This window comes from Nocardia spongicola, from assembly GCF_047200775.1.
Lineage (GTDB): Bacteria > Actinomycetota > Actinomycetes > Mycobacteriales > Mycobacteriaceae > Nocardia.
Genome location: NZ_JBJZOO010000007.1, coordinates 219,048 through 231,622 on the forward strand (window position 1 = coordinate 219,048; position 12,575 = coordinate 231,622).

General features: G+C 65.5%; 12 protein-coding genes. 2 read left to right on the plus strand and 10 right to left on the minus strand.

The annotated features are described in order from the left end of the window. Positions 1-4: 4 nt before the first annotated feature. The 4 genes from ACL02S_RS16065 to steA all read right to left on the minus strand — a co-directional run bounded on the left by ACL02S_RS16065 (position 5) and on the right by steA (position 4,922). A complete protein-coding gene (locus tag ACL02S_RS16065; RefSeq protein ID WP_412803216.1) occupies positions 5-664 on the minus strand; it encodes an NUDIX domain-containing protein in 660 nt (219 codons plus the stop codon). A gap of 154 nt (positions 665-818) precedes the next feature. Next, a complete protein-coding gene (gene pyrG, locus ACL02S_RS16070; protein ID WP_412803217.1) occupies positions 819-2,540 on the minus strand; it encodes a CTP synthase in 1,722 nt (573 codons plus the stop codon). Positions 2,541-2,734: 194 nt separating this feature from the next. Then, positions 2,735-3,679, minus strand: coding sequence for a copper transporter (locus ACL02S_RS16075; protein WP_412803218.1), 945 nt, complete (start codon positions 3,677-3,679; stop codon positions 2,735-2,737). A gap of 37 nt (positions 3,680-3,716) precedes the next feature. Beyond that, on the minus strand, positions 3,717-4,922 hold the full coding sequence (steA, locus tag ACL02S_RS16080; RefSeq protein WP_412803219.1) for a putative cytokinetic ring protein SteA: 1,206 nt from the start codon (positions 4,920-4,922) through the stop codon (positions 3,717-3,719). A 290-nt stretch (positions 4,923-5,212) separates the two neighbouring features. Here steA and ACL02S_RS16085 point away from each other — a divergent pair, with 290 nt between their 5' ends. Beyond that, complete coding sequence (locus tag ACL02S_RS16085) at positions 5,213-5,623, plus strand: DUF302 domain-containing protein (protein ID WP_412803220.1); 411 nt, start codon at positions 5,213-5,215, stop codon at positions 5,621-5,623. A gap of 150 nt (positions 5,624-5,773) precedes the next feature. Beyond that, positions 5,774-6,193 carry an SRPBCC family protein gene (locus ACL02S_RS16090; protein ID WP_412803221.1) on the plus strand — a complete coding sequence of 140 codons (420 nt, stop codon included), beginning with the start codon at positions 5,774-5,776 and terminating at the stop codon, positions 6,191-6,193. 9 nt (positions 6,194-6,202) lie between these two features. Here the strand turns inward: ACL02S_RS16090 and recN are convergent, their stop codons facing one another. The 6 genes from recN to ACL02S_RS16120 all read right to left on the minus strand — a co-directional run bounded on the left by recN (position 6,203) and on the right by ACL02S_RS16120 (position 12,341). Continuing rightward, positions 6,203-7,987 (minus strand): DNA repair protein RecN, encoded by a 1,785-nt coding sequence (gene recN / locus ACL02S_RS16095; protein ID WP_412803222.1) that lies wholly within the window; start codon positions 7,985-7,987, stop codon positions 6,203-6,205. Further along, the gene (locus ACL02S_RS16100) at positions 7,965-8,924 is read right to left on the minus strand and encodes an NAD kinase (RefSeq protein ID WP_412803223.1); all 960 of its coding nucleotides are present in this window, start codon (positions 8,922-8,924) and stop codon (positions 7,965-7,967) included. Before ACL02S_RS16100 ends, recN begins: the two co-directional genes overlap by 23 nt. Next, complete coding sequence (locus ACL02S_RS16105) at positions 8,921-9,742, minus strand: TlyA family RNA methyltransferase (protein WP_412803224.1); 822 nt, start codon at positions 9,740-9,742, stop codon at positions 8,921-8,923. Before ACL02S_RS16105 ends, ACL02S_RS16100 begins: the two co-directional genes overlap by 4 nt. A gap of 1 nt (position 9,743) precedes the next feature. Then, positions 9,744-10,037, minus strand: a complete 294-nt coding sequence (locus ACL02S_RS16110; protein ID WP_412803225.1) for a hypothetical protein — start codon at positions 10,035-10,037, stop codon at positions 9,744-9,746. A 13-nt stretch (positions 10,038-10,050) separates the two neighbouring features. Next, entirely contained in the window at positions 10,051-10,941 is an 891-nt protein-coding gene (locus tag ACL02S_RS16115) for an HAD-IIA family hydrolase (RefSeq protein ID WP_412803226.1), read from the minus strand. Positions 10,942-11,135: 194 nt separating this feature from the next. Further along, positions 11,136-12,341, minus strand: a complete 1,206-nt coding sequence (locus tag ACL02S_RS16120) for a hypothetical protein (protein WP_412803227.1) — start codon at positions 12,339-12,341, stop codon at positions 11,136-11,138. Between the last annotated feature and the right edge of the window lie 234 nt (positions 12,342-12,575).

The window sequence follows — 12,575 nt, forward strand, 5'->3', positions numbered from 1 at the left end:
GCGATCAGCCTTCGGGCTGCCGTGCTGCCTTACGGCTCAGGAAAGCGGTTGGCTGTCCGGACCAGGGCGCATGCGGTGGCCGCAGCGCGATATCACCGGCCCGCGCGGCTGCCACCGCGAGCACACCCGCGACCGCAGTGGCATTGACCAGTTCCCCGGACAGCGCTGCCCGGACAGCCGCGGCGACCGGCATCCGGACCACTTCGAGATCGGCCTCCTCCAATTCCGGCTCGGGCCGGTCGGTCTCGGACAGCTCCCGAGCCAGATAGACTCGCAGTGCCTCGTCCGTGAAACCGGGCGACAGCACCACATCCACCAGCACCGACCATTCCCGTGCGGCCAACCCGGTTTCTTCGGCCAATTCGCGCTGCGCCGCCAGGAGCGGGTCCTCGCCGGGTAGATCCAGCAGACCCGCGGGCAGCTCGAGCAGACGCCTACCGATCGGGTGGCGGTACTGATTGATCAGTACCAGATTGTCGTCGGCATCGACCGCGGCAACGGCGACGGCGCCGTGATGCTCGATCACCTCACGCTCGGCGATTCGCCCGCCCGGCATCGATACCTGATCCAGCCGCAACGCCACAATGGCGCCGCTGTAAACGGTTTCGCTGGATACGACCCCGAATTCGTGGCTGCCCGGCTCGGCAGCGCCCCTGTCGGTCATGCTCTCACCTCTCTGGCATGAGCGGGGCCCGCCATAGCCGCACTGCGTTGCCGCCTCCGGGCCCGACCGCTCACGCCGTGACATTCCTGGCATGAGCGGGACCCCTCCGTGGTCACGCTACGCCGCCGCCTCCGGGCCCGACCCGCTCACGCAGTTATACCTGTTCCGCGGTGCCCGCGAGTTCACCACCGGAGATATCAACCGGAAGTTGTTCGGCTGCCTTGTATTTCAGTGCCGCGGAGATCAGCGCCGCGAACAGCGGATGTGGGCGGGTCGGGCGGCTCTTCAACTCGGGGTGGGCCTGGGTGGCGACGAAGAACGGATGCGTCTCGGCAGGCAGTTCGACGAACTCCACCAGATGACCGTCGGGCGAGGTGCCACTGAACCGCAAACCGCTCTTGGCGATCTTGTCGCGATAGGCGTTGTTCACCTCGTACCGGTGCCGGTGCCGCTCGGAGACATGCTCACTGCCGTATGCCCTGGCCACGACCGAACCCTTCGCCAGCGTCGCGGGATAAGCTCCGAGCCGCATCGTGCCGCCGAGATCGGCTTCACCGGCCACCGCCTGCTCCTGGTCGGCCATGGTGGAGATGACCGGATGCGGGGTATCGGGTTCGAATTCGGCCGAGTTGGCCGCTACCAGGCCCACCGAGCGCGCGGCCTCGATCACCACACACTGCAAACCGAGGCACAAGCCGAGCAGCGGGATACCACGGGTACGGGCGTAATGGATCGCGCCGACTTTGCCCTCGATGCCGCGGATACCGAATCCACCGGGAATCAGCACGGCATCCACATCACGCAATGCGTGCTGGGCACCGGAAGGGGTCTCGCACTCGTCGGAGGGAACCCAGCGGATATGTACTTTGGCGCGCGCGGCGAACCCGCCCGCCCGCAGCGCCTCGGTAACCGAGAGGTATGCGTCGGGCAGGTCGACATACTTGCCGACCAGCGCGACCTCGACCGTCTCGCGCGGTGAGTGCACCCGATCGAGCAGGTCGCCCCATACGGTCCAGTCCACATCACGGAACGGCAGGCCGAGCCGACGAACCACATAGGCGTCAAGGCCCTCCCGGTGCAGCACCTTGGGGATGTCGTAGATCGACGGGGCGTCCGGAGTGGAGATACAGGCATCGACCTCGACATCGCACATCAGGGCGATCTTGCTCTTCAGCGTCTGCGGGACCTCCCGGTCGCAACGCAGGATCAGCGCGTCGGGCTGGATACCGATGTTACGCAGCGCGGCCACCGAATGCTGGGTCGGCTTGGTCTTCAATTCGCCGGAAGGGGCCAGATAGGGCACCAGCGATACGTGCAGGAAGAACACGTTGTCCCGGCCGACATCGTGACGGATCTGCCGAGCCGCCTCCAGGAACGGCTGCGACTCGATGTCACCGACGGTGCCACCGATCTCGGTGATCACCACATCAGGTGTCTGTCCCTGCAGATCCGGACCACGCATCGCGAGGATCCGGTTCTTGATCTCGTCGGTGATATGCGGGATCACCTGCACCGTATCGCCGAGATACTCGCCGCGGCGCTCCTTGGCGATCACCGACGAATAGACCTGCCCGGTAGTCACATTCGCGTCCCGAGACAGCTCCCGGTCGAGAAAACGCTCGTAATGGCCGACGTCGAGATCGGTCTCCGCGCCATCCTCGGTCACGAATACCTCACCGTGCTGGAAGGGGTTCATGGTGCCGGGATCGACATTCAAGTAGGGGTCGAGTTTCTGCATCGTGACGCGCAGCCCACGCGCTGTCAGTAGCTGACCGAGGCTGGATGCGGTGAGACCTTTACCCAATGAGGAGGCGACCCCGCCGCTGACGAAGATATGCTTCGTGTCCGTTCGCGCCTGAATCCGTGTTTGACCCACGGGTCTTCACGGTAACACGAATCCGCCCGTCCGTTCGAATGCCGGGATGTTTGCCCGCCGATCACGCGGACATGAATCAGGACATACACGGATCGGGCGGACACGAATCGGACAGGTACGGATCGGGTGGACGTGGATCGAAGCGAACACGGATCGAACGGATATGGACCGGGTGACCGAAAACCGATCCACGGTCAGCCCGGCAACGCGGCCAAGGTGAGCGCGGTGGCTTTGGCGCCGGTGCCATAACGGCCCGCGCCGCCGGCGAGTTGTTCGGCGAGGGCAAGGACAGCGGTGACACGACCGATATCGCGTTCTACATTGTCGACGGTGCTGACCTGGGCGGCAAGGGCGGCGTCGGTGCGGATGACGGCGATCGGCCCGCCCTCCTCCGCAGCGCCGGTCCGACCCGCGAGGACCACACCGGCCCCATGCCAACGCAGGGCCCCGGCGAAACGGGCGATATTCGCACCGACACCGCGATCACCCGCTTCAGCGGAATTTCCGGTGACCACCACGGCCAGCTGCGCCGGTGACACCATGGTGTCACCGTAGGCAAGGAATCCGCCACCACGCAGGGTCTCCAGCACCAGCCCGAGTTCCTGCGGTGTGCCCCGAGTTTGCCCATCGGCCGGGTCGAGCAGCAGGACCAGACCGAGCAGATCACCTGCCATGCTGCCCTGGTCGACCGCACCGGTACGCAGTTGCGCCCCCGCCGGGATCACATTCGTGACTGTGGTGCGCAGCCGATCGCCCTCGGTGGCATCAGCGAACGCATCGGTGAGCGCGATCCTGCCGGTAACGACCGCGCCGGCGGTCCCGAGCGACTTGATCACCGCTTCGGCGTCGGCGGGGTCGGCGTCGGGAGTCGTGAACACGATGACGCTGCGCTCGGTGAGAGCACCGGCGAGAATGCGACCCGCCGCCCCAGCGATGAACTGGTCGGCGGCCATGAGCTGACCTCCGAGCTGCCGGTTGCGTTCGGTGAGCGTATCGACCTGCTGACGCAGACCGGTCTTGTCCGCCCGCAGCCCTGACGTCAGCTCGGCCCCCAGTGTCTGTGAGCCGAGCACCACACCGAGCGCGAGCGCGAGGAAGATCGCGGCGATCGAGATGGCGTGCTGACGCATCGATATCATCGCTCTCCCTGGATCATCGTTCTCGCTGCGTTCTTGCTCACGAGGCGGTTCGCTGCTGCGCCCAGAGCGCGAAACGATCCCAGAGGCCCGTGGCCCAGTCCATGGCATCCCCGCCTCGGTTGGATACCAACAGCACGACGATCAGCGCGGCCAGCGCGGCGAGTACCACCAGCGCGATGATGATCCCGGATACCCGGCTGCGATACAGCGTGGCCACGGCTTTCGCATCCACCAGTTTGGTACCGACCTTGAGCCGGGTGAGAAAAGTGGCCGGATTACTATCGCGACGGCCACGGTCGAAGAAATCGTCGAGCGAGGCAGGCGCGCCGACGGTGACGATAAGCGCCGCGCCGTGATGGTCGGCGAGCAGTAGTGCCAGATCGGCGGCCGAACCCGACGAGGGGAAGGTCGTCGCGCCGATACCGAGATCTTGGATGCGCTCCAGTCCCTTGGCATAACCATCGGTATCGGCGGGCAAGATGACCTCAGCGCCGCACTTCATGGTCGCCGCGGTGATCTCCTCCGGATCACCGACGATGAGGTCGGGCCGATAACCCCGCCTCCGCAAGGTGTCCGCGCCACGACCGACGCCGATGAGGATCGGAGCGTACTCCTTGATGAACGGCTTGATCCGCTGCAGATCCTCGACATGATCCGGGCCGTCGGCGACAACGACGACATGCCTTTGCTGCATGGCCAATTCCAGCTCCGGCACCCCGAAACCATCGATGAGCAGAGCGTTCTCCATGCGGATGTACTCGATGGTGTTACCGGCGAACGCTTCGAGATGATCGGCCAAACCATTACGCGCCTCCAGCATCCGCTCCGCGATGGCCGAGCGGGTGAGCACAATGCCTTCGACCAGTACCTCCGACCCCTTCTTGATCCGCTTGTCGGTGTAGACCACACCGTCGTCGATCCGGACCTTGACGCCGTCCTTGATCTTGCTGAACGCGTCCGAGCTCACTGTGTCCAATAAGAGGATTCCATTGGCCACAAGCGCTTCCGGTCCCAGATTCGGATAGCGGCCGGAAATGGACGGTGAGGTGTTGATCACCGCACCCACCCCGGCTTCTACCAGACGATCAGCGGTCATCCGGTCGAGGTCCATCTCGTCGAGGACCACGATGTCGCCAGGGCCGATCCGCCCGAGCAGCCGCCGGGTGTTGCGATCCACCCTGGCTGTGCCGGCCAAACCGGGCAGCGTTTCGGTGTTCCTCGACAACAGCGCCGACATCTTCATGGCGCCGATGATGACCGCAAACTCTCAACCATCGGTGGAGGCGCGCCGTTATCCCGGCACCAGCATTGCGATGCACCGGCATGGATACCGTCCGGCCTGCGACACAACCGCAATCAGCGGAGCGTGGGAACGGCGCAGCACCCAGCGGAAGCCGCTCATCATTCCTCACCCATGACATTCCGAGTTCCCATTCACCATATAGCAAATAATCGGCTATCTTTCGTGAGCAGCTCACCCCCACAGCCACGGTTACCAGAACCGAGGCGACCCCGCCCCCGAGAGGACCCGATATGCCCATCGCCATCGCCACCACCGCGACACACGCCGATTTCGATACGGTCGCCGGGCGCACCCGGGAAGTACTGCGGGAACACGGCTTCGGCGTGCTGACCGAAATAGACGTACAAGAAACCCTGCGCCAGAAGCTCGGCGCGACCATGGAGCACTATCTCATCCTCGGTGCCTGCAATCCCGCGCTGGCCCATGCGGCGCTCGGCGCGGATAAGCAGATCGGCGTACTGCTCCCCTGCAATGTGGTCGTCCGCGCAGACCCCGACAACCCCACCACGATCCATATCGAGGCGATGAATCCACAACTACTGACCCAGGGCGCCGATCACCTGGCATTGCAGTCGGTAGCGGATAAAGCAACCGAGCAGCTATCGACAGCTGTCGCCACCCTGGCCGAGGAGCTCGCCTGAACACCACGGAGCCGGCACAACATGCCGAGCCGACGCGACACGCAGAGCCGGCACAGCAGAACCGATGCGACCGTGATGAGTACTACATGATCATCGAAAGGGACGGGTACCTATATGCTGCCCGTCACAGTAATTCGAAGAGGAGATCTCATGGCCAGCACCACCGTCGACACCGTCATCCCGGCCCCTCGCGAGGTCGTGTACCGGCTTTTCGCCGACCGCGAGAGCATAAGCCCCTATGTGTCGTTCCAGGTCAAGCTGACCAAGCCCGGTACGACCGAACGGGAGGGCGTCGGCGCACAGCACCTGATCGGTATCGGCCCGGTCGGCGTCACCGAGGAGATCACCAAGCTGGTACCGGGCGAACGGATGGAATACAAGATCGTCAAGGGCGCACCGGTGAAGCGGCATGTCGGCATCGTCACCTTCGCCGATGCCGACAACGGCACCCAGGTCTCCTACACCATGGAATCCGACCCCAAACTTCCCGTGCCCGCTAAAGTGCTCGAGCTCGGCCTGAAGAATCTGATCGGCCAATTCCTCAAAGGTGTGCGGAAAGCGGTGCGCTGAGCGGCACGCTCAGCGCGCCGTCACCTCGGCGCCCGCTTTCTCCGCCCGCGCTGTGGCCAACAGTTCCTCCGCGTGCGCCCGGCCGGTCTCGGTGTCATCGAGGCCGGCCAGCATGCGGGCCAGCTCGACGACCCGCTCATCGTTGGTGAGCGTCCGGACACGACTGTCGACCGCGCCCTTCCCGTCATCGGACTTGTCGACCACGAGGTGGGTATCGGCGAACGCGGCGACTTGCGGCAGATGCGTCACCACGATGACCTGATGGGTGCGGGCCAACCGGGCCAACCTGCGGCCGATCTCGACCGCGGCCCTGCCCCCGACACCGGCATCGACCTCATCGAACACCATGGTCGCTCCATGATCGGAACCGGCGAGCACCACCTCGAGCGCCAACATCACCCGTGACAGCTCACCACCGGAAGCACTCTTGCCCAAAGGCAACGACTGCGCGCCCGAATGCGCTGACAGGCGGAACTCGACCTCATCGATCCCCGAGGGACCCGCGTGCAGCTCTTGTCCGTCGACAACGAGCGGCGCCGAATCCTGCGGGCCCGCCCGCAACTGCCGCACCTCGACCTGGAGCCGAGCCTTGCCCATCGCCAGACCACTCAGCTCGGCGCTCACCGCGGCCGCCAACCTGCCCGCCGCCTTCATCCGCGCGGCACTCAGCTTCTGCGCCGATCCCCGCACCCGCTCGGCGGCTGCATCCACCTCAGCGGCCAGCTCGGCCAGCGCCTCCTCGGAAACATCGAGCGAACCGAGCCGGGAACGCGCTTCCTGTGCCCAGGCCAGCACACCATCGATATCGGGTGCGTACTTACGGGTCAGTGTCTTCAGTTCGGCTTGCCGGGTGAGCAATGTGTCCAACGCCCCCGGATCCGAAGGCAGGTCCGACAGATAGCTACTCAAGTCCGCGGTCACATCGACCACGACGGCGATGGCGTCGGCCAAACGCGGTGTGAGGGCGGCCAGGGCAGGGTCGTCGGCCGCTTCGATACGGGCGCGCGCGACACCGAGCGATTCCAGTGCCCCGGAACTGTCTTCCGGGGCATCGGCCGGTCCGGCCAGCGCATCGTGCGCGGTGGCCGCCGCGGCACGTAGCGAATCCAGATCGCTGAGCCTGCGCACCTCCTCGACGATGCGGATATCTTCACCAGGTTCCGGTGCGATGGCGTCGATTTCGTTCAGCGAGTGTTTGAGCCGGTCGGCCTCCAACGCCAGTTCCCTGCCGCGCGATGCGCGTTCGAGCAGTTTCGCCCTGGCGTCGAGCCACGCTCGACGCTGCTGTCGGTATCTCCGCAGCAGCGGGTGCACAGTATCGGCGGCGAACCGGTCCAATGCGGACAACTGCTGTTCCGGACGCTGCAGGCGCAACTGATCGTTCTGCCCGTGCACGGTCAACAATGGTGCGGTGAAATCGGCGAGCACCGAAGCCGGTACCCCGCGACCGCCGAGGTGCGCACGGGAGCGTCCGTCACCGCCGACCGTGCGGATCGCGATGATGCTGCCGTCATCGTCTCGTTCGGCCGCGGCGGCTTCCAGCACCTGGTCGACTTCAGCACGAGCGATGTCATTGGCATCCTCGACCGTGAACCGGCCCTCCACCACAGCGCGAGAGGCACCGAGCCGAACCCGGCCCGCGTCCGCGCGCGCACCGCTGAGCAAATGCAGGCTGGTGACCACCATGGTCTTGCCCGCACCGGTTTCACCGGTCAAACAGGTCAGCCCCGTGTGGAACTGCGCAGTCGCTGTAGAGATGACGCCGAGGCCGTCAATCCTGATCTCTGTCAGCACGTGTGCTCTCCATTCGCCGTCGGCCACGCCAGCCGGTCACGGGCAATTGGAACTTGCGCACCATCCGATCGGCGAACGGTGCGGAGTCCAACCGCACCCAACGCACCGGTTCAGCGCCCCGGACCGCCTCCACCCGGCCACCTTTGGGCAGCACGAGTGAACGCCTGCCATCCAGGAAAACTATCGCATCATGTCCGGTCGCCACAGCTTCCACCGCGACCCGCGAATTCGGGCTGGTCACAAGTGGCCTGGCGAAGAGAGCGTGGGCATTGCTCGGAATCACCAGCAGCGCTTCGAGTTCCGGCCATACTACCGGGCCACCCGCGGAAAAGGCATAGGCAGTCGATCCGGTTGGCGTCGAGATCAGAATACCGTCGCATCCGAATGCCGATACCGGCCTGCCATCGACCTCGAGCACTACTTCCAGCACTCCCGTACGCGAAGCGTTTTCGATGCTCGCCTCGTTCAACGCCCACTCGTGCGCGATCACCTCGTCTTCGGTTCTGACCGTGAAGTCGATCGTCATCCGATGCTCGATCGTGTAGTCGTGCCGCACTACTTGCGCAAGCGCCTCGTCCAGGTTTTCGGCCTCGGCTTCGGTGAGGAACCCGATGCGGCCGAGGTTGATCCCGAGCACCGGTACCGCCGCGGGCCGCGCCAATTCGGCGGCGCGCAGGAAGGTACCGTCCCCACCGAGCACAAGCACCATCTCGCAGCCGACCGCGGCCTCCGGACCGTACTCGACCACCCGCACGGGATAGCCGCCCGGCTCGGCCTCGAATCGAGTACTACCCGCCTCGTCGGCGAGCACGCGCAGGCCGATACCCGCATCCGCGAAAATCTTCGCCACCCGGTGCGCGGTCTCGATGATCTCCGCCCGCCCCGGATGAGATACCAGCAGGATCTCCCGGCCACAGGACTGTGCGGGCGCGTTCACTGTGGACCCTCCTCAACCGCCCGATCGACAAGCACCGCGACCCGCTCACCGTCGTATTCGAACCGCCCGGTATTGCGCAGCCACAAGAAATACTCGACATTGCCGGACGGGCCGGGTAACGGGCTCGCCACTACCCCCACAGTACGCATACCCACATCCGCGGCCGCCGCAGCGACCGCGCACACCGCTTCGGCTCGCAACGCGGGATCGCGTACCACTCCTCCAGAGCCTACCCGCTGTTTGCCGACCTCGAACTGCGGTTTCACCATCGGCAGCAAGTCCGCACCCGGTGCGGCGCATGCCGCCAGTGCTGGCAGCACCAACCCGAGTGAGATGAAGGACAGGTCCCCTACCACCAGGTCGACCGCACCACCGATCGTTTCCGGCGTCAGGGCGCGCACATTGGTGCGATCGAAGACCCGCACTCGTTCGTCGTTGCGCAGCCGCCAGACCAGCTGACCATAACCGACATCGACGGCTACTACTTCCCGCGCTCCGCGTACCAGCAGCACATCGGTGAACCCTCCGGTCGAGGCGCCAGCGTCCAGACAACGTTTATCCGCGACGGACAACCCCTCGGCCTCGAAACGCTCCAGCGCGCCCAAGAGTTTATGCGCCCCGCGCGAGGCCCAAGAGACCTCATCCGGTTCCGCGCGCACCACCAACGGTGTACCCGCCTCGACGGCAGTCGCCGCCTTCACCGCGACCGATCCAGCTATCAGGACGCGGCCCGCACCGATCAGCTCGACCGCGTGCTCACGCGATCTCGCCAATCCGCGGCGAACCAATTCTGCGTCCACCCGCGCACGTCTGGCCACGTCAGATCTTGTCCACCGTGGCCAGTGCCTGCACGAGCACCTCATGCGCCTGCTCCAGGACGCGCGCGCGCCGAGTGATATCGACACCGGACTCCGCGGAGACCGCCCCGCTCTGGAGGCTATCCATTTCGGCAAGCAGGGCCGCCACCTCGCTACGGATGCGATCCGGATCAGCCGGCTCCGGATGCCCTTGTACCCCCGACAGATGCTGACCGGGCAGCGGGATCCCCGAGTGGGACTCGCGTGTACCGGTAGACGTTCCGGGGCCGTTCGGACGGGACATAGGAGTAGTCATCGTGATATCAACGCTATCGGATCGCCGAACTGGACGCGCGTACCCGTACCGCTCGCCCAGGGTTACGCCGGAGCATCTCACCGAGGTCGACGTCCGGCTCGGCAGCGACGGGCGCGTGATTGAGCGCCTGCAGCGAGCGAGAAACATAGGTGGGGAGCTGCTCATCAGGAGCGGTGCGCAGCTCCTCGAGAGTGCTGACACCCGTCAATACCAGCAATGCGTCGAGGCCGACCCTGGATGCGCCCTCGATATCGGTGTCGAGCCGGTCACCGACCACCAAGGCACTCCGGGAATTCGCCCGGACCAGCGCATCCTCCAGTAGGGGAGCATACGGCTTACCCGCGACGATCGGCCTACGGTCGGATGCGGCACACAGCGCGGCGACCATCGCACCGTTTCCCGGCGCGAGACCACGTTCGTTCGGCAACGTCTTGTCGGTGTTCGCCGCGACCCACAAAGCGTCGGAGCGCAGCGCGTAGGCGGCTTCGGCCAGATCCGGCCAAGCGGTCAGGGGTGAATGTCCTTGCACCACAGCGGCGGGCATGGTGCCGTCGAAGCGACGGATCGACCGCAACCCGACCGCGTCCACTTCAGCGGCAAGGTCGTCGGTACCGACGACCAGCACCTGGGCTCCCTGATCGAGCCGTTCGGCCAGCAGGCGCGCCGCTGCCTGCGCACTGGTCACCACATCATCGGTAGTCGCGGCGAAGCCGAGTTCGGTCAGATGCGAGGCCACAACGCCGGGCCCGCGGCTGGCGTTGTTCGTAACATAGACCACCCGCTGCGTAGTGTCCCCTACCGTGGATACCGCCTCCGGCGCACCATCGATCACCTCGTGGCCGCGATACAGCGTGCCGTCCAGATCCAACAGCAGGGCCCGGTAGTGATCCCGTAGTCGCTTCACACAACTCCCACTCTGTGTCACGGCCGACGCGATGCCGACGCACATCTCCCAAGGACCCGGCGATGCAAGCGCTCGACGAATCCGAGACACCCGAACACTACGCCAGTCGGACATCCACCGTGGGACACAAGCATCGACAGGGGTCTGCGCGCTCGACATCCGCGGGAAACCCGATGCCTGCCCCGGACTACCGGCTACTCCCCGGTTTCACCCGTGAGTTCGGTGGCGCGCTCTTCGGCATCCGTCTCACCGTCCAGGTCCGCCGCCGCTGCGTTGAAGAACCAAGTCAGACCCTCATCGGTACGACCGGCGGCGACCAAGGCGTCAGCATAGGCGTAGAAGAGGCGAGCCGCGGTCGAACCGGTACGAGCGGGATCGAGATCCGAAGTCTGCAGCGTTACGACAGCTTGGTCGTATTGGCCGAGGTCCATGCGCGCACCCGCGATGACGATGCGCAGTTCGGTGGCCTCGTCCCCCTGCAGTGCACGCGCCTCATCACCACGTCCGAGTTCGATCGCGCGTTCGGGGCGTCCGAGACCGCGTTCACAGTCGGCCATCACAGCCAGTAGGCCGGAGCCGCCCGACATCCGTCGCGCGGTCCGTAGCTCCGCCAATGCCTCGGCCCATTCGCCGGCGTGATAGGCCACCACCCCCGCGGTCTCGCGAACCACGGCGATCCGTCCGGCGCGCTGCCTGGCGGCCCTGGCATGCGCGAGAGCCAGTCCAGGATCATCGTCGATGAGCCGCACGGCCATCACAAGGTGGCGAGCGACTGTCTCCGCATTACCTTTGTCCAAACTGAGCAGGTCGCGGCGTACCACCGAGTCCAGATCGGTGGCCTGCACCTCTTCCGGTAAATCCGGTTCCTCCGGGCGCGCGGGGCGCCGGTCGAGTGAACGCCCACTACCTGTTCGTGCCCCTTCACCGCCTCGACGGCGATCATGCGGGACATCCGCACCCGAGGTTCGCTCGGTACGGCCCGGCTCACCGCGCCGAGGGCCGATACCGGAATCGGCGGCACCGCGTGGTCCGAACCCGCCACGTCTTCCCTGCTCACGCTGCGTACGGAAATCCTCCGTCGACGCCTCGCGCTGCACTCCGTCACCACCGCCTCGGCGCTTGAAACCACCACGATCACCCGCGCCTCGGCCACCACGACCGGTGGAATCACCCCGGCGCTCGAAGCCACCGCGCGCGGATGCATCGCCGCGAGCACCGTTACCCGAATCCGCGTTATCGCCACGGCCACCGGATCCCTGGCGTCTGAACCCTCCGCGCTCGGAGGAGCTGTGCCGTGGATCATGGCCATCGGATCCGCCGCGGCGAGCGAACCCGTCACGCTCTTGGGAATCGGCTCGCGAATCGGAACGGCGGTTGAACCCACCACCTCGGCGACTCATGTCTTGATTGTCGCCACGCCGACCGGGCTCGGAGCCGGGAGCGCCACGCCGGAAGGGTTTCCGATCGTCGTTCTGTTCCGGCACGGTGTTCCCTTTCTGGATTTGACAAGAGATCGGCGCATTCGATCGAGCACCGATGGTGGGGTATTCGCGTAAGAATCTTCTTCAGCGTAAGTATTTCAATACCATGTCGAAATGCCGATAGGGGACCCAGTAGCTGGGTCCCCTATCGTG

Coding starts and splice junctions, on each gene's coding strand:
- ACL02S_RS16085 (WP_412803220.1), top strand. CDS start 5,213: ATGCCCATCGCCATCGCCACCACCGCGACACACGCCGATTTCGATACG.
- ACL02S_RS16065 (WP_412803216.1), bottom strand. CDS start 664: ATGACCGACAGGGGCGCTGCCGAGCCGGGCAGCCACGAATTCGGGGTC.
- ACL02S_RS16120 (WP_412803227.1), bottom strand. CDS start 12,341: ATGAGTCGCCGAGGTGGTGGGTTCAACCGCCGTTCCGATTCGCGAGCC.
- ACL02S_RS16075 (WP_412803218.1), bottom strand. CDS start 3,679: ATGATATCGATGCGTCAGCACGCCATCTCGATCGCCGCGATCTTCCTC.
- steA (WP_412803219.1), bottom strand. CDS start 4,922: ATGAAGATGTCGGCGCTGTTGTCGAGGAACACCGAAACGCTGCCCGGT.
- ACL02S_RS16110 (WP_412803225.1), bottom strand. CDS start 10,037: ATGACTACTCCTATGTCCCGTCCGAACGGCCCCGGAACGTCTACCGGT.
- ACL02S_RS16090 (WP_412803221.1), top strand. CDS start 5,774: ATGGCCAGCACCACCGTCGACACCGTCATCCCGGCCCCTCGCGAGGTC.